General features: G+C 70.8%; 12 protein-coding genes and 1 tRNA gene. 3 read left to right on the plus strand and 10 right to left on the minus strand.

Going from position 1 to position 20968, the window contains the following annotated elements; all coding sequences use genetic code 11:
- The 3 genes from ABZS97_RS08445 (at position 1) to ABZS97_RS08455 (ending at position 2097) form a co-directional block, all read left to right on the plus strand.
- Positions 1-411, plus strand: a complete 411-nt coding sequence (locus ABZS97_RS08445; protein WP_356135048.1) for a nuclear transport factor 2 family protein — start codon at positions 1-3, stop codon at positions 409-411.
- Positions 412-441: 30 nt separating this feature from the next.
- Complete coding sequence (locus tag ABZS97_RS08450; RefSeq protein ID WP_356135050.1) at positions 442-822, plus strand: nuclear transport factor 2 family protein; 381 nt, start codon at positions 442-444, stop codon at positions 820-822.
- A gap of 123 nt (positions 823-945) precedes the next feature.
- Positions 946-2097, plus strand: a complete 1152-nt coding sequence (locus ABZS97_RS08455; RefSeq protein ID WP_356135052.1) for an ABC transporter substrate-binding protein — start codon at positions 946-948, stop codon at positions 2095-2097.
- Between the two features lie 267 nt (positions 2098-2364).
- Here ABZS97_RS08455 and ABZS97_RS08460 read toward each other — a convergent pair whose 3' ends face one another.
- The 10 genes from ABZS97_RS08460 to ABZS97_RS08505 all read right to left on the minus strand — a co-directional run bounded on the left by ABZS97_RS08460 (position 2365) and on the right by ABZS97_RS08505 (position 20774).
- Complete coding sequence (locus ABZS97_RS08460) at positions 2365-5019, minus strand: RICIN domain-containing protein (RefSeq protein ID WP_356135054.1); 2655 nt, start codon at positions 5017-5019, stop codon at positions 2365-2367.
- 998 nt (positions 5020-6017) lie between these two features.
- Positions 6018-6091: transfer RNA gene (locus ABZS97_RS08465), tRNA-Thr, on the minus strand.
- A gap of 108 nt (positions 6092-6199) precedes the next feature.
- Positions 6200-7813 (minus strand): alpha/beta hydrolase, encoded by a 1614-nt coding sequence (locus ABZS97_RS08470; RefSeq protein WP_356135056.1) that lies wholly within the window; start codon positions 7811-7813, stop codon positions 6200-6202.
- A 189-nt stretch (positions 7814-8002) separates the two neighbouring features.
- Positions 8003-9208: a DNA polymerase III subunit delta' gene (locus ABZS97_RS08475; protein ID WP_356135058.1), complete on the minus strand. Its 1206-nt coding sequence runs from the start codon at positions 9206-9208 to the stop codon at positions 8003-8005.
- A gap of 108 nt (positions 9209-9316) precedes the next feature.
- On the minus strand, positions 9317-12541 hold the full coding sequence (gene tmk / locus ABZS97_RS08480; protein ID WP_356135060.1) for a dTMP kinase: 3225 nt from the start codon (positions 12539-12541) through the stop codon (positions 9317-9319).
- A gap of 117 nt (positions 12542-12658) precedes the next feature.
- Positions 12659-15472, minus strand: a complete 2814-nt coding sequence (gene topA / locus ABZS97_RS08485; RefSeq protein WP_356135062.1) for a type I DNA topoisomerase — start codon at positions 15470-15472, stop codon at positions 12659-12661.
- A 259-nt stretch (positions 15473-15731) separates the two neighbouring features.
- Positions 15732-15929, minus strand: a complete 198-nt coding sequence (locus ABZS97_RS08490) for a hypothetical protein (protein ID WP_356135064.1) — start codon at positions 15927-15929, stop codon at positions 15732-15734.
- A 120-nt stretch (positions 15930-16049) separates the two neighbouring features.
- Entirely contained in the window at positions 16050-18329 is a 2280-nt protein-coding gene (locus ABZS97_RS08495) for a protein kinase (RefSeq protein WP_356135066.1), read from the minus strand.
- A gap of 205 nt (positions 18330-18534) precedes the next feature.
- Complete coding sequence (locus ABZS97_RS08500) at positions 18535-20052, minus strand: class I SAM-dependent methyltransferase (RefSeq protein ID WP_356135068.1); 1518 nt, start codon at positions 20050-20052, stop codon at positions 18535-18537.
- A 125-nt stretch (positions 20053-20177) separates the two neighbouring features.
- Complete coding sequence (locus ABZS97_RS08505; RefSeq protein ID WP_356135070.1) at positions 20178-20774, minus strand: small secreted protein; 597 nt, start codon at positions 20772-20774, stop codon at positions 20178-20180.
- Positions 20775-20968: the final 194 nt, after the last annotated feature.

Raw genomic sequence — 20968 nt, forward strand, 5'->3', positions numbered from 1 at the left:
ATGAGCGACTTCGCCACCTCCACCGCGCCCGCCGACGTCGTACGCCGGCAGTACCTGGCCTCCGCGGCCGGTGATCTGGACGCCCTGCGTGCCACCCTCGCCCCCGACGTGGAGTGGACGGAGATGGCCGGCTTCCCGCTGGCCGGGACCTATCGCACGCCCGAGGGCGTCACCGCCAACGTCATGGAGCAGCTCGGCAAGGAGTGGGAGGGCTGGGCCGCGCACGACGACACCTACGTCGTCGACGGCGAGAACGTCGTCGTCCTGGCCCGCTATACCGCGGCCAACAAGGCCACCGGCAAACCGATCGACGTCCGTGTCGCGCACCACTTCGTCGTCCGCGGCGGCCTGATCGTCCGCTTCGAACAGTTCGTCGACACGGCGCTCGTCCGTGACGCCATGACCATCTGAAACCCAGCACTCGAAGGTCAGGAGAAGCCAGTGTCCGCTGCCGACAACAAGGCGCTTGTCATCGCGTTCTACGAGCAGGCGTTCAACGACTACCAGCCCGAGGCGGCCGCCGCCGCGCACCTCGGCGAGAGCTACACCCAGCACAACCCCGAGGCGCAGGACGGCCCGGGTGCCTTCGTCGGCTATGTGCACTGGCTGCGCGGGCAGTTCCCCGACCTGCGCCTGGACATCAAGCGCACGGTCGCCGAAGGGGACTTGGTGGTCACCCACAGCAATCTCCATCTCAAGCCCGGCGACCGGGGCATGGCCGTCGCGGACTTCTGGCGCGTCGCCGACGGAAAGATCGTCGAGCACTGGGACGTGATCCAGGAAGTCCCCGAGAAGAGCGCCAACGACAACACCATGTTCTGACCCCCCGGCAGCAGCACGGCACCCGTGCCGTACCCGGGCGCCGTGCTGCTCCCCTGCCGTGGTCCAGCCGCACCACACAGACAACCGAACAGAACAGCACGGACAGAAAGGCTCACCCCCACCATGACCAGCCTTCCCAGCCGACGCCGCCTGCTTGCCACCGGAGCGGGCGCCGCTCTCGGTCTCGGTGTCACCGCTGCCTCCGTCACCCCCGCTCAGGCCGCCACCGGCCAAGCCTCTGCGGGCCGCGTGGCAACGGGCGGCACCGAGGAGAAGCGGACTCTTGACGAGCTCTACCAGGCAGCCCTCGCGGAGGGCGGCAAGCTCGTGCTCTACGCCGGCGGCGATGTCTCCAGCCAGGCAGACGGGATCCGCAACGGCTTCAAGAGCCAGTTCCCCGGCATCGACCTGACGGTGGTCGTCGACTACAGCAAGTACCACGACGTCCGCGTCGACAACCAGTTCGCCACCGACACCCTGATACCCGACGTCGTCCAGCTCCAGACCGTGCAGGACTTCGTGCGCTGGAAGGAGCAGGGCCGCCTGCTCGCCTACAAGCCGGCCGGTTTCTCCAAGCTCTACGCCCCCTTCAAGGACCCGCACGGCGCGTGGGTCGCCGTCCAGGTCAGTGCCTTCAGCTACATGTACGGTCCCGCCGCGGTCGGCTCCGACATCCCCAGCGGTCCGCTCGACCTGGCCGACGCCCGCTGGAAGGGGAAGATCGCCTCCTCCTACCCGCACGACGACGACGCGGTCCTCTACCTCTACACCCTCTACGTGGAGAAGTACGGCTGGGACTGGCTGGCCCGACTGGCCACCCAGGACCTTCAGTTCGCCCGCGGCAGCTTCACCCCGAGCGCGGCCGTCACCAGCGGCCAGAAGGCCATCGGCATCGGCGGCTCCGGCGCGCCGCTGTCCACCGGGCCGGTCAAGTGGGTGCTGCCCGAGAAGGCGCCGTTCATGTCCTGGGGACAGCGGGCCGCGATCCTCAAGCAGGCCAAGAACCCCACCGCCGCCAAGCTGTACCTGAACTGGCGGCTCTCCGTCGAGCAGCAGAAGGCCGCCACCAACGGCTGGTCGGTCCGCACCGATGTCACCCCGCCGACCGGGCTCAAGCCCGTCTGGGAGTACCCCAACGGCAACCTCGACGGCTTCCCCAAGTTCATGGCCGACCGCGCGGCGATCGAGCGCTGGAAGCAGACCTTCGCCCTGTACTTCGGTGAGGTGAAGGGCGACCCCTCACCGGGCTGGCCCGGCCTGCACCCCGGAGCCTGACCGCCGACCGGGGCCACCTGCAGTTCCTCTACCAGGGCAAGTCCCCCACCGCACCGGCGAACACTCCCTACGACCGACTGCCGTACCGACCGGGCGTCCTCACCCTGAAGCACTGACCTACGCCTCGAAGAAACCCCAGCCGCATGGCGGCTGGGGTTTCTTCTTTCGTGGACTTTCACTGTGGGTCCGGGGCGACGCACTACGACGCCGCTGCGGATACTCGGGGCCGCAGGCTGTTGTGCCTGCGGCCCCGCTCGGGTGTCGGGGTCAGGACGGGTCGCCGTACTGCAGACCGCGTCCGTTGGTGCCGATGTAGACGCGCCCGAAGGTGTCGGGGTCGCCGGTGATGACGCCGAGGCTTCCGATGGCGCCCCACTGGTGGGCGTCGTCGTTGATGCGGAGCCAGGTGGCGCCCTTGTCGGTGGAGCGGAAGACTCCGGTGACGTCCTTGACGGTGCCGATCAGGTACAGGGCCTGGTAGTCGGCCCCCGGTGCGGCCTTGCCGAAGCCGAGGGCGGAGGCGGACTTCACCGTGCTGAGTGTGGTGAAGGTGCGGCCGCCGTCGGTGGAGTGCAGCAGCCCCCTGTCACCGGCGGCGATCCACAGGTCGCCGTTGATGCCGGGGACGGCGGTGAGCCGGCCGGAGGGGAGGTTGCCGGCGCGGGGGGTGAAGGTCGCGCCGCCGTCGGTGCTGGCGTTGAGTGTGCCGTTGGTCAGTGCGTAGAAGGTGCCGGCCGAGGAGCGGTCGGCGACGACGACGGCGTCGGTGCCCAGGCCGCTGACCTTCGACCAGTGCGCTCCCTTGTCGGTCGAGCGGTAAGGGGCCTGACCTGATTCGGCCCAGACGATGGTGGAGCCGTCCGCCGAGAGGGCGACATGGCCGCTGTTCGCGCTGGGGACGGGTTCGGCCGTGAAGCCGTTCCAGGTGCTGCCGCCGTCGGTGGAGTAGGCGCCGTCCTGCGCGCCGCCGGTGCCGACACGGACCATCACCGAGGGGTTGGACTGGGCGAAGTCGATGTCGGTGCTGCTGCTCATCAGCGGGTTCTTCATCCGTCCGCCGGGCACCTCGGTCAGGGAGTCGTGGCGGAAGCCGCCCTGGTCGCCCATGGAGGTGATGACGGTGGCGCCGCCTGGCGGGGCGATCGCGTCTGCCAGCGAGGTCTCCTCCAGCCCGCGGGCCCCTGAGGCGGCCCAGTGGCTGGTGCCACCGCTGTCGGAGGCGCCCGCGTCCTTGCTGCGCCAGATGCCGTTGCCGGTGCCGTACAGCACGTGCCCGGAGTTGAAGGGGTCGATGGCCAGCGCGGTCATCCAGTGCCCGGTGTGGGTGCCGACGTACGGAGCGCCGGAGGCATCGCGCTGCGAGGCGTCAGCCAGCGCCTTCCAGGTCGTGCCACCGTCGGTGGTGCGGTAGATCTCGTCCTCGGGCCACCAGCGGTCGAGGGTGGTGACCATCACCGTGGAGGGCTTCTGCGGGTCGACGGCCAGACCGGAGAACCCGTAACTGCCCTGCGAGGGAGAGATGTTCTTCCACGCGCCGTTGGTCGCGGTGTACTTCCACACCGAGCCCGCCGTCGCGTCCATGGGGCCGATGCTGTTGCTGTAGGACAGGTACAGCGACCCGTCACCGGAGACCACACCGTGCTGCGGCATCTGGCCGGTGGGCTGCCCGGAAACGGCCTGCCAGCTGCTGCCGCCGTCGGTCGAACGGTACAAAGGCGTGGACTTGTCGTTGACGCCGACGTACACCGTGTTGCTGCCGGCCGGGCCGTACGTCACGAAGGAGATGCCCGCGCCGCTGCCCGCCCCGTCCTTGACGGGGAACGACGAGACCTGACGCCACGTCACCCCGTAGTCGGTGCTGCGCCACAGGCCGTTCTTGCGGGTGCCCAGCAGCAGGGTGCCGTGGTTCGCGGGGTCGATCACGAGCCGCTCGCCCGCCCCCCGGCCGGGTTCGTTGCCACCCACCTTGAACGGCAGATCGGTGCGCTGGAAGGTACGGCCCCGGTCGGTGGAGCGCAGGATCGCGCCGTTGCCCGCCCACTCGTTGGTGTAGGTGCCCGTCGCGAGGTAGAGCCGGCTGGGGTCGACGGAGTCGGTGGCCAGCGAGTCGATGCCCAGCAGGTTCCAGTCCTTCTCACCGAGCCAGTCGGTCAGCGGGATCCACTGCTCCGCCCCGGTGTCCCAGCGGTAGGCGCCGCCCATGTCGGTGCGCGCGTACAGCAGGCCCTTCTCCTTCTGGTTGAACACCAGTCCGGTGACGTAACCGCCGCCCGCCACCTGGGCGTTCTTCCACGCATACGGTCCGGACGCAGGCTTGGCGTCCGCGCTGCCGGCTCCACCCGCCAGGGGGTCGGCCATCTTCACCAGCTTCCACTGCTGGTTGGTGCTTCCCAGGCCGGGAAACTGGATGACTGCCGCCCCGTTGGCCGAGGAGCCTCCGGAGACGTCCAGGACCTGGCCGCTCCTGCGGGAGGTGAAGGTGACGGCGTCGGAACCGCTCACCTCCTCGATCTTCCATTCCTGGGCGGTGGAGGAGCTGTCGGTCTGCTGCTCGGCGGCAGCTCCCTTGACGGTCGAATCGCCCGTTATCCCCAGCACCTTGCCGCTGTTGCGGTTCACCAGCTCGTAGTAGCCGTCCCCAGCGGACTTCAGCTCCCACTGCTGGTTGGCGGTGTGCTGGTCGGTCCACTGCTGCATCCGGGTGCCGTCGGCGGTGGAGAAGCCGTTGACGTCCAGCACCTTGCCGCTGCGCACGGAAACCAGCTCGTAGTAGGCATTGCCGTCGACCGTCGCGGCCTGCGAGTCCTCCTGCACGAACAGGAGATACGGCACGACGGCGAGGGGCGCGCCGAGCAGCACAGCGGTGGCAGTCCAGCGACGGCGGTGACGCCCGCGGCGCCCGCCGTGCGTGGGGTTCTTCATGGGGAGGTGCTCTCCTTGCATACCGTTCACGGAGGAAAAGCGGATCGCGGCCACCGGGACTGGCCGGATCCGACTCCTTGTGGTCACAGGCACCGCAAAGGTTGCCGCGAGCCGGAAACTTTTCACTGCCTGACGCTGTCGGGGATGCTTCAGCGGGACTGAGCTGTACTGATTTTGCGGAGTCCCTGATGCCAGGTTTACGGTCCTGGCGAAGGAGATCCATCAGCACGATGGCAGCACCCCGTAATTACCCGGACGAGCTCCGCGAGCGCGCGATCCGCGAGGTCCGCACCACCGGTTGGCCGATCGCCCACGTCGCGAAGGACCTGGGCGTTGATACTTCCGAGCTGCGGGATCATGTCGCGCCTCGTTCTTCCAGCTCGTGGACCCATACCTGGACGAGAAGTTGGCGAGATTGCCGGCCAGGGCGTTGGCGTTCGGCGAGGGGGCTGTCGGCGAAACGTCCGCGAGCTACCTCGCCGGACTCCGCCTCCCGCGAACGACCCTCTGGGGCAGCAGCCTTCTACAGACTCGCCGATCGCGACTACGAGCAGGCCAAAGCAGAACCGTCTCCTCGGTCCAGCACAGCTGTCGCGCCCTACACAGCGTCCACTCACACCCCATGCGTCCTTCGGGCCGTTTCCTGTACGGGCCGTTTCCCCCGCACACGGCCGGGCGGCAGCCCGTGCTCCAAGGCCGCGCGGCAAACTGATCGCCTGTCACCATCGCAGGGCACGCATGCCCCACTTTGCGAGAATTCCATGGCCACCCGAAGGGGAAATCCACCAGCTCGTAGGCCTGACCCTGGATTCGCCTTGGAGCCGACTTCGGGATCCGAACCCGAGACCTACGCATTACAGATGCGCAAGACGATCTGGGCCCCATTTGGGCCCCATTCGCCCTCACGCCCACCTCGCAACGCAGTGGCTTGGACCACAGAAGGTCAAGGAAAAGCAAAAGCCCCAGGTCACGGCGAGTGAGTCCTGAGGCTTCTACAGAGCCGCCTTCGGGATTCGAACCCGAGACCTACGCATTACGAGTGCGTTGCTCTGGCCATCTGAGCTAAGGCGGCGCGCTGCCAGCACTATGGTGCGATCAGCAACGTCGGTAAGTCTACACAGTTTCCCGGGGTGCTCCGCACACGCCCTGGGGAGCCCGGAGGCGGGGACCGTCGCAGGGGCTATGAGCAGCGCTTTCCCTTGTTGGGAGGGGTGCCGCGGAGGAGGTAGCGGTCGATCGTGGAGTCGATGCAGTCGCTGCCTCGGCCGTAGGCGGTGTGGCCGTCGCCGACGTAGGTGAGGAGGGTGGCGGAGGAGAGCTGGGCGGCGAGGGACTGGGCCCAGGGGTAGGGGGTCGCCGGGTCGCGGGTGGTGCCGACCACGACGATCGGGGCCGCGCCCTTCGCCTCGATGCGGTGGGGTTCACCGGTGGGCTTGACCGGCCAGTAGGCGCAGTTCAGGGAGGCCCAGGCGAGGCCTTCACCGAAGACGGGGGACGCTTTTTCGAAGGCGGGGAGGGCGGCCTCGACCTGGTCGGGGGTGGAGAAGGCCGCAGGGAGGTCGAGGCAGTTCACGGCCGAGTTGGCGAACATCAGGTTCGCGTACCGGCCGTCGGCGTCGCGCTCGTAGTAGCTGTCGGAGAGGGCGAGCAGGCCAGCCGCGTCCCGCTGCTTCATCGCCGAGGTGAGGGCCTCGCGCAACTGGGGCCAGGCCGCCTCGTCGTACATCGCCGCGATCACGCCCGTCGTCGCGAGGGATTCGCCGACCTTGCGGCCGTCCGCGTCGCCCGCCGGGAGGGGAGCCGCGTCGAGCCGGGTGAAGAACGCGCTGAGGTTCTTGCCGACCTGGTCCGGGCTCGTGCCCGCGCCGCCGAGCGGGCAGTCGCTCTGGCGCACGCAGTCCTTCGCGAAGGACCGGAAGGCGGTCTCGAAGCCCGCCGTCTGATCCTCGTTCAGCTTCCGGGCGGTGAGCGAGGGGTCCATCGCGCCGTCGAGGACGAGCCGGCCCACCCGGTCGGGATAGAGCCCCGCGTACGTCGCCCCGAGGAACGTCCCGTACGACGCCCCGACATAGGTCAGCTTCTTGTCGCCCAGCACCGCGCGCAGGATGTCCATGTCGCGGGCCGCCTCGACCGTGGAGACATGCCGCAGCAGATCGGCCGACCGCCGTCCGCAGCCCTCGGCGAACTTCTTGTAGGCGTCTACCAGTTCGCCTTTCTCCTTCTTGTCGTCGGGAGTGAAGTCAGTCTGCGTGTACGCGTCCATCTCGCGGCCGGTCAGACACTCGACCGGCTCGCTGCGGGCCACGCCGCGCGGATCGACGGCGACCATGTCGTAGCGGGCGCGGACCTCCGCCGGGTAGCCGATGCCGGCGTACCCCTGCAGGTAGCCGACCGCCGAGCCGCCCGGGCCTCCCGGGTTCACCAGCAGCGAGCCGAGCCGCTTGCCCGGGCCCGTGGCCTTCTTGCGCGCGACGGCCAGCCGGATGTCGCCAGAGGTCGGCTTGGCGTAGTCCAGCGGCGCCTTCATCGTGGCGCACTCGAAGCCGGGGACACCGCAGGTACGCCAGGTCAGCTTCTGCCCGTAGTAAGGGGACAGCGTCGACGGCGTGGCCCGGGGCAGCGCGCCCAGCGCCGTGTCCGGAGTCGACCTGGCCGTACTCGAACTGCCCGAGGAGCAGGCCGAGACGAGCAGTGCCGCCACGGCGAGCAGCGTGCCGCCGGCGCGGAGGGTGCGGCTCGTGGCGGCGGAACGGACGGATCCGGCTGAAGACCTGACAGAACGCCTGGTGTACATCTCGCGAGCGTAACCCTGCGCGATGAAATGCTCACCATCGGTGGCCGATGATCCTCTTACGAGTGACCTGGTCAACCGGCCGGACACCCCGAGCCACCGAGAGAGTGAACCCGCGAGTCACCCTGCCGGTAGGGCTGACGAGTTGCCTCGCCGGAAACCCGACGAGTTACCCACAGGGAGCCCGACGGCTCACCCCGCCCTCAGCGCCATCGTCATCGCCTCCACCGCCAGCAGCGGTGCCACGTTGCGGTCGAGGGCCTCGCGGCAGGCGGCGATCGCGTCGATACGGCGCAGGGTCGCCTCCGGTGTGCTGCCACGGGCCAGGCGCTCCAGGACGTCCTCGGCCTCGGTGTTGGCGAGGGCGATACGTGAGCCGAGCTGGAGGGCGAGGACGTCGCGGTAGAACCCGGTGAGGTCGATCAGGGCCAGGTCCAGGCTGTCGCGCTGCGTACGCGTTCTTCGGCGCTTCTGCCGGTCCTCCAGCTCCTTCATGACGCCCGCGGTGCCGCGCGGCATGCGGCCGCCCTTCTCCGCGCCGAGCGCCGTCTTCAGGTCCTCGGTCTCCTTCACGTCGACTTCCTCGGCGAGCTGCTTGGCGTCCTCCGCCGCCGTGTCGATCAGCTCCTGGGCGGCCTTGAGGCAGCCGCCGACATCGTCGATGCGCAGCGGGAGTTTCAGGACGGCGGCCCGCCGCTCGCGGGCGCTGCGGTCCGTGGCGAGACGGCGCGCGCGCCCGATGTGGCCCTGCGTCGCGCGGGCGGCGACGGCCGCGACGTCGGGTTCGATGCCGTCCCGCCGTACGAGGATGTCGGCGACCGCATCCACCGGCGGGGTGCGCAGTGTGAGGAGGCGGCAGCGCGAACGGATGGTCGGCAGGACATCCTCGATGGAGGGGGCGCACAGCAGCCAGACCGTGCGAGGAGCGGGCTCCTCCACTGCTTTCAGCAGGACGTTGCCCGCGCCTTCCGTGAGGCGGTCGGCGTCCTCCAGGACGATCACCTGCCAGCGGCCGCCGGCGGGCGACATCTGGGCGCGGCGGACCAGGTCCCGGGTCTCCTTCACGCCGATGGAGAGGAGGTCCGTGCGGACGATCTGCACGTCGGCGTGGGTGCCCACGAGGCTCGTATGACAGCCGTCGCAGAAGCCGCAGCCGGGGACGCCGCCGAGCGCGCGGTCGGGGCTCACGCACTGGAGCGCCGCCGCGAAGGCGCGCGCCGCCGTGGAGCGGCCCGAGCCGGGCGGGCCCGTGAACAGCCAGGCGTGCGTCATCTTCGACGCCTCGGGCGGTGGCGCGGCCGTGGCGATGGCGGTGACGAGCGCGTCGGCGTCACGTGCGGCGGCGGCGAGCTGCTCGCTCACCTTCTCCTGGCCCACCAGGTCGTCCCATACGGGCACGGGGCACCGCCCTTTCGTCGCACTTTGCCTTGCCGCGTCCATTGTGCGGGTCGCCACTGACAACGGACCGCCACGGGCTGTGCGGCCGGGTCCGGGACCGGGACCGGCTCAGCGCCGGCGCCCGCCCCGCCCCTCGTCCTGGTCGTCGTCGCGCGGGCCCAGCAGTTCGTCCGCCAGGGTCGGGAGGTCGTCCAGCGGGGTCTCCTCCGCCCAGTCGGAGCGCGGGCGGCGACGCGGGGTGCCCCGGTCGTCGACCTGGGGCAGCTCCCGGGTGCGGTCCTCGGGACCCTCGGGCCGAGGCGCGCCGTCGGTCCGGGGTCCGCCGTCGGACCGGGGCGCCGGCCGCTCGTCACGGAAGAAGCCCGGCGGCACGCGATCCGCGGGACCACCCGCGCCTGCGTCCCTGGCAGTCCCGGTGCCCCCGGCGTCCCCGCGATCCTGGACCGGTGGCAGCACCGCGGTCTCGTCGGCGGCGCGATCGTCTCGTACCGGCGGGAGCACGGCCGTCTCGTCGGCGGCCCGGTCCTCCCGTACGGGAGGAAGTACCGCCGTCTCGTCGGCCGCCCCCGGAGACACCGGCGGCTTCGGCAGCTTGGCCGTCTCCTCCATGGGACCGCCCGAGGCGTTCGACGGCGTCACGATCGGCGTGGGCACCGTCGTCTCGTTGTCGGCCGGGGCCGAAGCCCGTCGCGAGGACGCCGCGGAACCGGACGCACCCGGAGCCGGGGTCGAAGCCGCAGCCGAAGCCGCCGCCGCTGCGGCCTCCGCTGCCCGGCGCGCCTCCTCGGCACGCAGCAGGGCCTCCTCGGCCTTGCGCTGCTTCTCCAGGCGGCGTTCCTCCGCCTCGGCCCGCAGCCGGGCCTCCTCCTCGGCCTGCCTGCGCCGGCGCTCCTCCTCGGCGGCCCGGGCCTGCTCCTCGGCAAGCTGCCTGACGCGCTCCTCCTCGGCGCGACGGCGGGCTTCCTCGGCACGCTGCCGGGCCTCCTCGGCCTGGCGCTCGGCCTCGCGCCGCTGGGCCTCCTCCAGCTCGCGCTGCTTGCGCTCCTCCTCCTCGGCGCGCAGCCGGGCCAGCTGCTCCTGGCGCTCACGCTCCAGGCGCTCCTCCTCGGCCTTGCGGGCGGCCTCTTCCTCGGCCTTGCGGCGGGCCTCCTCCTCGGCCGCCTTGCGCGCCTCCTCCTGGGCCTTCACCTCGGCCTCGGAGAGCGGCAGCATCACGTCGAGACGGTGCCGTATGACGGTGGTGACCGACTCGGGCTCCTGACCTGCGTCGACGATCAGGTAGCGCCCGGGGTCGGCCGCCGCCAGGGTCAGGAAACCGGACCGCACGCGCGTGTGGAACTCGAGCGGCTCCGACTCCAGCCGGTCCGGCGCCTCCGTGAACCGCTCGCGTGCCGTCTCCGGCGAGACGTCGAGCAGGACGGTCAGATGGGGCACCAGCCCGTCGGTCGCCCAGCGGTTGATACGGGCGATCTCGGTGGGCGAGAGGTCGCGGCCGGCGCCCTGGTAGGCCACCGACGAGTCGATGTAGCGGTCCGAGATGACGACAGCACCCCGCTCCAGCGCGGGCCGCACCACCGTGTCGACGTGCTCGGCGCGGTCGGCGGCGTACAGCAGCGCCTCGGCCCGGTGCGACAGCCCGGCGGACGACACGTCGAGGAGGATCGACCGCAGCCGCTTGCCGACCGGTGTGGCGCCCGGCTCGCGCGTCACCACGACCTCGTGGCCCTTGGCCCGGATCCACTCGGCCAGGGCCTCGGCCTGGGTCGACTTCCCGGCTCCGTCACCGCCCTCCAGGGCGATGAAGAACCCGGTCGCGGCAGCCAGCTGGTCCGGGTCGTCGCCGCCGCGCAGCGCGTCCCGCAGATCCTGCCGCAGCGGTACGCCGGAGCGGTCGTCGACCTTGGCGAGGACCAGCGCGGCGACCGGCAGCAGCAGCGCGCCGACGAGCATGAGCGTGAAGGCGGCGCCGCCGTGCGCGAAGACGAACTTGCCGTTCTCCAGGCGGTGCGGCCCGATCGCCGCGGCCACCACGGGCGCAAGGAGCGCCCCCAGGGCGACGAGGACCCGTACGACCGCGTGCAGGTGTTCGGTCGTACGCGCCCGCCGGTACTCCTCGACCTCCTGGTCGAGGAGGGTGTGCCCGGTGTTGGCGGCAATGCCGGCGCCGATGCCCGCGAGGGCGACGATCAGCAGCACGGTGGTGACGTCCGGGACGAGCCCGGCGGCGAGCAGCGCGACGCCGGAGAAGGCGATCGCCAGCGCGAGCAGCCTGCGCCGCGACAGCGCCGGCAGCACGTTCGGGGCGGTGCGGATGCCGACGGCGACGCCCCCGGTCAGCGCGAGGACCAGCAGTCCGTACGTCACCGGGCCGCCGCCCAGGTCCTTGGCGTGCAGTACGGAGACGGCGACGGAGGCCGAGACCGCCCCGGCGACGGCGGCGCAGGCGAGGACCAGCAGCGGGATCGCGCCCGTGCGGCCCTTGTCGACGCCGGTGCCCGTCCTGGGCCTGCGCAGGCCCTCCAGGGGCGAGCGGGCGCGCGGGGTGCGGGAGTCGGGCAGTTCGAGGAACGTGACCACCGAGAGCGAGGCGGCGAACAGCCCTGCGGCGACGTACGAGGCGAGCGCCGCCTGATGCTGCTCGAACCAGGCGATCCCGGCACCCAGCAGGTTGTTGACGAGGGACACGGCGACGAGCGCGGCGGCCGCGATCGGCACCGCCATGAATCCCGTACGCAGCGACAGGCGCCGCAGGGCGTCCATGTGGTCCGGCAGCGGGCGCACCGTGGCGCCCTCCAGCGGCGGCGCGGGCAGCAGGGCGGGCGCCGCGCTCTCGCGGCACACCGTCCAGAAGCGCTCGGCGACTCCGGTCACGAAGGCGATGACGAGGAGGACGGCGAGGGCGTCGTCCGGGGTCCAGTCAATCCACAGGGGCGCGACGATCAGGAGCGCGGCGCGTACGCCGTCCGCGCCGACCATGGTCCAGCGCCGGTCGAGCGGGCCCTCCGGGGAGGTCAGTGAGGTGAGCGGGCCGAGGAGGACGGCGCCGAAGAGGAGCGTGGCGAGCACGCGCGCCCCGAAGACGGTCGCCACGGCGAGGGCCACTCCTCGGTAGCCGCCGCCGAAGGAGCCCTCGGCGATGGCCGCCTGGAGGGTGAGGACGACCAGCACAAACAGGGCGAGGGCGTCGCCGACACCTCCCACGAGCTGTGCGCTCCAGAGCCGCCTCAGCTGCGGCCGGCGCAGCAGAGCGCGGACGGCGCGTTCGCGGGAATCCGCGACCAGGGCGTCGTCGGGGGCCGGTTCATGGGCCGTTGGCTGCTCGGCTCGCGTCATCCCGCCAGCCTATCCGGACCCACTGACTCCCCGAAGGGGTGGCCGAACATACGGACGCCCCCACACCGGAAGGTGTAGGGGCGCACGCGTGCGGAAGACGCACAGGGCTCAGCGGGCTCAGCTCTCGGAAGCGGCCGTCTTCTTGGCGACGGCCTTCTTGGCGGGTGCCTTCTTGGCGGCCGTCTTCGAAGTCGTCGTCTTCTTTGCGGCCGTTTTCTTGGCAGGGGCCTTCTTGGTGGCCGTCTTCTTGGCGGGTGCCTTCTTGGCGGTCTTCTTGGCCGGTGCCTTGGCGCGCTTCTCGGCGAGCAGCTCGAAGCCGCGCTCCGGGGTGATCTCCTCGACGCTGTCGCCGGAGCGCAGGGTCGCGTTGGTCTCGCCGTCGGTGACGTACGGGCCGAAGCGGCCGTCCTTGACGACGACGGGCTGTCCGCTGACCGGGTCCGCGCCGAGTTCCTTCAGCGGCGGCTTGGCGGCGGCGCGGCCGCGCTGCTTGGGCTGGGCGTAGATCGCCAGCGCCTCTTCGAGGGTGATCGTGAAGAGCTGGTCCTCGGCGGTGAGCGACCGGGAGTCCGTGCCCTTCTTCAGGTACGGGCCGTAGCGGCCGTTCTGCGCCGTGATCTCCACGCCCTCGGCGTCCTTGCCGACGACGCGCGGCAGCGACATCAGCTTGAGGGCGTCCGCAAGGGTCACCGTGTCGAGAGACATGGACTTGAAGAGCGAGGCGGTGCGCGGCTTGACGGCGTTCTTGCCCGTCTTCGGGGTGCCCTCGGGGAGCACCTCGGTGACGTACGGGCCGTAACGGCCGTCCTTGGCGATGATCTGGTGGCCCGACTCCGGGTCGGCACCCAGCTCGAAGTCACCGCTCGGCTTGGCGAGCAGCTCCTCCGCGAGCTCGACCGTCAGCTCGTCCGGCGCCAGGTCCTCCGGTACGTCCGCGCGCTGGTGGTTCTCGGAGTCCTTCTCGCCGCGCTCGATGTACGGGCCGTAGCGGCCGACGCGGAGCACGATGTCGTTGCCGACGGGGAAGGACGACACCTCGCGGGCGTCGATGGCGCCCAGGTCGGTGACGAGCTCCTTGAGGCCGCCGAGGTGGTCCCCGTCGCCGTTGCCCGCGTCGGCGGCGCCGCCCTCGGCGCCTTCACCGAAGTAGAACCGCCTCAGCCACGGCACCGCACGCGCCTCGCCCCGCGCGATGCGGTCGAGGTCGTCCTCCATCCGGGCCGTGAAGTCGTAGTCGACGAGCCGCCCGAAGTGCTTCTCCAGGAGGTTGACCACGGCGAAGGACAGGAACGACGGCACCAGGGCCGTGCCCTTCTTGAAGACATAGCCGCGGTCGAGGATCGTGCCGATGATCGACGCGTACGTCGACGGGCGGCCGATCTCGCGCTCTTCGAGCTCCTTGACGAGGCTGGCCTCGGTGTAGCGGGCCGGGGGCTTGGTGGCGTGGCCGTCGACCGAGATCTCCTCGGCGGACAGCGGGTCGCCCTCGCCGACCTGCGGCAGCCGGCGCTCGCGGTCGTCGAGCTCCGCGTTGGGGTCGTCGGCGCCTTCGACGTACGCCTTCAGGAAGCCGTGGAAGGTGATGGTCTTGCCGGACGCGCTGAACTCGGCGTCGCGGCCGTCGCTCGAACGGCCACCGATCTTGACCGTGACCGAGTTACCGGTCGCGTCCTTCATCTGGGAGGCGACGGTCCGCTTCCAGATCAGCTCGTAGAGCCTGAACTGGTCGCCGGTCAGGCCTGTCTCGGCCGGGGTGCGGAAGCGGTCGCCGGAGGGGCGGATCGCCTCGTGCGCCTCCTGCGCGTTCTTGACCTTCCCGGCGTACGTGCGCGGGCTGGACGGCAGGTAGTCGGCGCCGTACAGCTGCGTGACCTGGGTGCGGGCGGCGGTGATCGCCGTGTCCGAGAGGGTCGTGGAGTCCGTACGCATGTAGGTGATGAAGCCGTTTTCGTACAGCTTCTGTGCTACCTGCATCGTGGCCTTCGCGCCGAAGCCGAGCTTGCGCGAGGCCTCCTGCTGGAGCGTCGTCGTGCGGAACGGCGCGTACGGCGAGCGGCGGTACGGCTTGGACTCGACCGAGCGGACGGAGAAGTCCGTGTTCTCCAGGGCGGCGGCGAGAGCGCGGGCGTTCGCCTCGTCCAGGTGGAGCGTGTTGGCGCTCTTGATCTGGCCGAGCGAGTCGAAGTCGCGGCCCTGGGCGACACGCCGGCCGTCGACCGTGGTCAGGCGGGCGATCAGCTGGGACGGGTCGGAGGGGTCACCGGCGCGGCCGGTGCCGAAGGTGCCGGTCAGGTCCCAGTACTCGGCGGAGCGGAAGGCGATGCGCTCGCGTTCCCGCTCGACGACGAGGCGGGTCGCCACGGACTGCACACGGCCCGCCGACAGCCGCGGCATGACCTTCTTCCACAGGACCGGCGAGACCTCGTAGCCGTAGAGGCGGTCGAGGATGCGGCGGGTCTCCTGGGCGTCGACCATGCGCTGGTTGAGGTCGCGCGGGTTGGCGACGGCTGCCCGGATCGCGTCCTTGGTGATCTCGTGGAAGACCATCCGCTTGACGGGAACCTTGGGCTTCAGGACCTCCAGGAGGTGCCACGCGATGGCCTCGCCCTCGCGGTCCTCATCGGTGGCGAGGAAGAGTTCGTCGGAGTCCTTCAGCAGGTCCTTGAGCTTCTTGACCTGAGCCTTCTTATCGGCGTTGACCACATAGATCGGCTGGAAGTCATGTTCGACGTCCACACCGAGGCGGCGGACCTCGCCGGTGTACTTCTCGGGCACCTCCGCGGCGCCGTTGGGGAGGTCGCGGATGTGCCCGACGCTCGCTTCGACGACATAGCCGGGGCCGAGATAGCCCTTGATCGTCTTCGCCTTGGCAGGCGACTCGACGATGACGAGTCGGCGGCCGCCGTGTGCGGTGTCGCTGGTCGGGGACAACTTCGCTCTTCTCTCCGGTCGACGCAGGGGGGTCTCCCCAAGCCTGGGGCCCGGGGGTCGAATCGTGCTGACGCTGCGGAGTGTGACGGTACATCCCGCCCCCGTGTCAAACGGGAAAAGCCCGCAACGGCCACTCGAACGGTAACCCGACTACCGCCATTCCTGCCGCCCGGAGTGACCGGGAGCCTTTCCCGGCCCATCCGGAGGGTGATCTATCAGTTACCCGGAGGCCCCCCGCGGGCCGCCGCGGACCACACGCTCACGGGCGCGTGAAGCACCATGCGCCGGCAGCGAGCGCCGCCGCGGAGGCGAGGGTCGCGAGGGCGGCGGATGCGACGGGGCTCACACCGTGGGCAACGGGCTCGCGGTGCCGCACCCGGACCACCGTCCAGGTCAGCAGCGCGCCTCCGAACAGGGCGAACACCATCCCCGCGAAGATCGCCGGTCCGCTCTCCATGTGCCTTCCCTCCCGTTCCGGGTTGCCCCGGACCGGGAGGCTGGCACCTGCGCGCGACAGGGAGACCAACCCCCGGTGAACGCAGAGCGGACAGCCCCTCATACGTCGGCCCCGCATGACTCAGACGCTGCCGCCCGCCGATATCGCACCGCTCGACTGGGTGTGATCCGGCTGTGCCACAGTGCACACGACAAAGGTGAATCCCTTGTCCCAGAGGCTCTCGTCGGACAGATAGCCGTATATGACCAGATCGGATCCCGGCGCCCAAGTCGACTCGAACTTGTTGCCGCACAGCTTGTTCCCCTGCTGCAGCGCCTCGTCGAAGCCCATGCTCTCCGAGACCTCGGTGAAGCCGATCACCTGATCGGTGTGCCCATCGGCACAGTCGGTCAGCGACGAGGTGAAGCTGTCCTTGTGGTCGATGTAGATCCAGCAGTCACCGAGGCTCATCTCGGTGGTCCACACGGTCGCCTCGGTCTCCCGGAACTGCCCGATCTCCCCGCCGATCGGAACATGACGGCCGAGTACGAGACATGCCGTACCTCCGCCGGCCGCGTCGAACCCCTCCTTCGTCGGCGTGACGGCGTAGACGGCGGCGTCGGCCAGAGAGTCCGCCGTCTCCTGGGCCCCGCTCGCGCACTGCGCGGCGCCGTTGGCGCTGGCGTCGGCGTAGTCGCTCGCCTTCGCCACGGACACCACCTGGCCGTCCGGGTAGTCGTGCGCGCAGTTCACGACACCCAGGTTGGGCTTCGACTGGAACGCCTCCGCCGGAGACGACCAGACCGCGTGCACGCAGTCGCCGGGCCGCAGCGCCTTCTTGAGACCCACTTCCTGGCCGTACGGCAGCGCGGACCCCGGAGCCTTGGTCTTCGGCTTCGGCGCCGATGAAGTGGGATGCGCGCTCGAATCAGCGTCGCCGCCGGTCAGTGTCACGGCCGCCCATACGCCGCCGCCGACGAGCAGGGCGACGGCCGCCACGATGGCGACGACCACGCCGACGGGCTTTCCGCGCAGGGGTCCCCTGCCGCCCGGGCCGCCAGGTCCCCCCGGACCGCCCGCGTACGCTCCGGGGCCGCCGGGCCCGTCGTAGGAGGACACCGTCGGGCTGTTCGCGTACGGATTCCACGAGCCGTAGGGACCACCGGAACCCGGCTGCTGTCCCGGCGTGGCCGGAGCGCCCAGCGGCGTGTGCGGGGTGTGCGGGGTGTGCGGCGCCGGAGGCGAGCCAGGGGTGTGCGGGGCGCCCGGTGCCGGCCCCCCGAAGGTGCCCGGGGTGGGGGGACCGGAGGTGATCAGTGGCTGGTCCATGTACAGCCCGGGGCCCTGCGGCGTGGCCGCCGGCTGGTCCGCGGGGGGCGCCGGCGTATGCGCTCCGTACGGCCCTCCCATCACGTACCCGGGTGGACCGCTCGCGGCGTATCCCGGTGGCGGGGCTCCGGTCGAGCCGCCTGCCTGGGCCTGCCCGAAGCCGCCCGCCGCCGAGACGCCCGGTGCCGCCGTCCATCCCTGGGGCGGTCCGAAGCCACCGGCGGCCCCCTGCGCCGCCCGCTCAAGTCCGCGGGCCACCGCCTCCGGGGTCAGCCTGCGCACCGGGTCCTTGACCAGCAACCCGTGCAGTACGGGAGCCAGTTCACCCGCGCGCACCGGTGGGGTGGGCTCCTCGCCGAGCAGGGCCGTCAGCGTCGCGTAGTCGCCGTGGCGGTCGAAGGGGCCTCGGCCCTCCACCGCCGCGTACAGCGTGGCGCCCAGGGAGAAGAGGTCGGCGGCCGGTGTCGGCGGTTCGCCGCGGGCGCGCTCGGGGGCGAGATAGCCGGGCGTTCCGAGGATGCCGGCGGTGGAGGTGAGTCGGGGCTCGTGCGACTCGGGCTGCAGCGCGATGCCGTAGTCGGTGAGCAGCACGCGCGCGTAGGGGTCGCCCGAAGCATCCGGCGCCAGAAGGATGTTGGCCGGTTTCACATCCCTGTGGAGGATCCCGATCCGGTGTCCCGCCGTCAGCGCGTCGAGGACCGCGAGCCCGACCCGCGCGGTCTGCGCGGGCGGCAGCGGCCCCGACTGCCGTACGACCGCCTGGAGATCGACCGCGTCCGGCACGTACTCCATGACGATCCACGGCAGTCCCTCGTGCACCACCACGTCGTGCACGGTGGCGACATGGGGGTGGCCGCGCAGCCGCGCCGCGTGCCGGGCCTCGCTGCGGGCCCGCGCGATCCGCTGCGCGGGCTCGCTCGCGTCCATCGGCACGTCCGGCAACGCGATCTCCTTCATGGAGACCTCGCAGGCCAACTCCCTGTCGTACGCGAGCCAGACGCGGCCCATGCCGCCCGCGCCGAGTGTCCGCAGCAGCCGGTACCTGCCGCTGATGATCCTGCCCTGACCCTGATCCGGCGTCTCCCCCGACATCACGCCTCCCCCGAGACAGCGCGCCTCCCCCGAGAACGCGTGGAGCTTGTCCCTAGAAGGTAGCTTCGCACCCACCACTGACAGGAGCCCTTTTGCGGACCAATCCTGGCAGATCGGGCACCTTGCGTCCCAGTGGAGCGGAACTGCCCCATCCCTTTCAGGTCGAGGGCCGTTGCGGGCGGCCGAGCCGCCGCCCGGAACGATTTCATCCGGCCGGTTCGAGGAACCCCTGCTCGACCAGAAGCCTGATCTGCGCGGGCGTCCGGTCGCGCAGCAACACCGGATCCTCGCCGACGAGTTGGGCGATGGCGTCCAGGATCCGGCCCGCGCTCAGCGAGCCGTCGCACACGCCCGCGAAGCCCGCGCCGACCGTGTCCACCTTCGTGGCACGGCGCATCCCGCGGTGCTGGCGCAGCACCACGTGCTCGGGGTCCTCGGCGCCGGGCAGCCCGACCTGCTCCTGGACGACCTCGGCCGCCAGTGTGAAGTGCCCGGCGAGCAGGGCCGCGTCATCGTGCGCCCGCAGGTAGTCGACGCGCTCGAAGTGGGCGCGCACGGCTTCGCCGAGGGGCTGCTCGACGGAGTGCGGCCACTCCTCCACGGTGACCGACGGCTCGGCCGCGGCCGACTTGCGCAGGGTGATCCAGCCGAAGCCGACGGCCTTCACCTTGCGTGACTCGAACTCGTCGAGCCATGCGTCGTACCGCGCCTGGTACGCGGCCTGGTCCTCCCGGTGGTCCCCGGCGTCGCGCAGCCACAACTCGGCGTACTGCGTGACGTCCTGGACCTCGCGCTGCACGACCCAGGCATCGCAGCCGCGCGGCACCCACGAGCGCAGCCGGTCCTGCCAGTCCTCGCCCTCCACGTGCTGCCAGTTGGCCAGGAACTGCGCGAACCCTCCTTCGTTCAGCCGGTCCCCCGCCTGCTGAACGAGCGTGCGGCACAGATCGTCCCCGCCCATTCCGCCGTCGCGGTAGGTGAGCCGGGCACCGGGAGAGATCACGAAGGGCGGGTTCGACACGATCAGGTCGTACGTCTCGTCGCCGACCGGTTCGAACAGGGAGCCCTCGCGCAGGTCCGCGGCCGGAGCCCCGGAGAGCGCCAGGGTCAGCGCGGTGATGTGCAGGGCCCGGGGGTTGAGGTCGGTCGCGGTCACGCGCGTGGCGTGCTGCGCGGCGTGCAGGGCCTGGATCCCGGAGCCGGTGCCGAGGTCGAGCGCGCCGGCGACCGGCCCGCGCACCGTGATGCCTGCGAGGGTCGTGGAGGCGCCGCCCACGCCCAGCACGACGCCTTCCTCGCGGCTGCCGATACCGCCGGCGCCGCCGACCGCACAGCCCAGGTCCGAGACGATGAACCAGTCCTCGCCCTCGGGGCCGCCGTAGGGCCGGATGTCCACCGCGGCGGCCACCTCGTCCTCGCCGACGGCGGTGAGCCATCCGCTCTCCACGCACTCGGCCACGGGCAGCACGTCCGCGAGGCGCGCGCGGGGCACGGGCTGCTGCAGCAGCAGGAGCCGTACGAGCGCCTCCAGCGGCGTGTCCCCGCGCGTGGCCCGGAGCGCGGGCACGGTCTCGCTGCGCGCCAGCGCCGCGTACGCGGGGGCGCCGAGCAGGTCGAGGAGTCCGTCGGCGGTGAAGGAGGCCCCGAGCAGGGCGTCCCGCAGCCGGGAGGTGACGTCGGCGCGGTCGAAGGAGGGCAGTGGTGACAGGCTGGTATCGCTCACCCGTCCATTGTGTCGCTTGCCGCCGACGATGTGCGTACCGCTGTGGACAACATGCGGAAGGGCCCGGTACGCGCGCGTACCGGGCCCTCTTTCGGTTGACCGAACGATCGGCCGCCCGGGAGGGGTCAGCTCTTGGTCGCCGAGGGCGACGAGGACGCCGACTTGCAGCTCTCCTGCTTCGCCATCGCCTTGCCCACGTCGCCTTCCTCAAGCTTCTTCAGGGCGTCGTTCCCGCTCTGGCTCAGCGCGTCGAGCTGGGTGGCGATGCCCTTCAGTCCGTCCGCGAACTTCGACTGGTCCTTGGTGTCGAGCTTGTCGACCTGCGTCTTGAGGTCCGCGTACTTCGCGGAGATGTCGTTGAGTTCCTTGACGGCGTTCGTCTTCTTCGTCTTGCCGTCCTCGACGTCCGGGGGTCCGGCCTTCTCGACGGCGGCACCGATCGCCTTGTAGGCGTCGGACATGTCCTGGAAGGCCTGGGCGTCCGTCTTCTGGACCTCTGCCGGGGTGCTGTTGTCCGAGGTCTCCTTCTGGATGGCGGTGTTGGCGGCCTCGATCTTCTTCGCCTGGGGCTGCACCGCGTCACAGACCTGCTTGGCCCAGGAGTTCAGCTTGTCGCTGTTGTCGTCGTCGCTGCTGCTGCATCCCGACAGCGCCAGTACCAGTACCGCACCGCCGGACAGTGCGGCCGTGAGCTTCTTGTTCACCGGATTGGTCCCTTCCATGGCTCTCGGCCCCGGAACATACACGCCATGTGGGCGACAACCGTATGTCGAACGTCCATTTCAACCCGCATTGAAGCCATTTGCACCAAGCGAGAGAAGGCTCACGGCAGGGGTGTGAAAACACAAGAACGGGCGGACGACGCGTCAATGCGCGCCGTCCGCCCGCCCGTTGAGCGGAACCTGCCCAGGTGTGA

Origin of the sequence: Streptomyces sp. NPDC005485, from assembly GCF_040606085.1 — a bacterium.
GTDB lineage: Bacteria > Actinomycetota > Actinomycetes > Streptomycetales > Streptomycetaceae > Streptomyces.

Bases quoted from the DNA above. Each gene is read 5' to 3' on its own strand.
- ABZS97_RS08460 (WP_356135054.1), bottom strand. From the start codon at position 5,019: ATGAAGAACCCCACGCACGGCGGGCGCCGCGGGCGTCACCGCCGTCGC.
- ABZS97_RS08445 (WP_356135048.1), top strand. From the start codon at position 1: ATGAGCGACTTCGCCACCTCCACCGCGCCCGCCGACGTCGTACGCCGG.
- tmk (WP_356135060.1), bottom strand. From the start codon at position 12,541: ATGACGCGAGCCGAGCAGCCAACGGCCCATGAACCGGCCCCCGACGAC.
- ABZS97_RS08495 (WP_356135066.1), bottom strand. From the start codon at position 18,329: ATGTCGGGGGAGACGCCGGATCAGGGTCAGGGCAGGATCATCAGCGGC.
- ABZS97_RS08505 (WP_356135070.1), bottom strand. From the start codon at position 20,774: ATGGAAGGGACCAATCCGGTGAACAAGAAGCTCACGGCCGCACTGTCC.
- ABZS97_RS08455 (WP_356135052.1), top strand. From the start codon at position 946: ATGACCAGCCTTCCCAGCCGACGCCGCCTGCTTGCCACCGGAGCGGGC.
- ABZS97_RS08470 (WP_356135056.1), bottom strand. From the start codon at position 7,813: ATGTACACCAGGCGTTCTGTCAGGTCTTCAGCCGGATCCGTCCGTTCC.
- ABZS97_RS08490 (WP_356135064.1), bottom strand. From the start codon at position 15,929: ATGGAGAGCGGACCGGCGATCTTCGCGGGGATGGTGTTCGCCCTGTTC.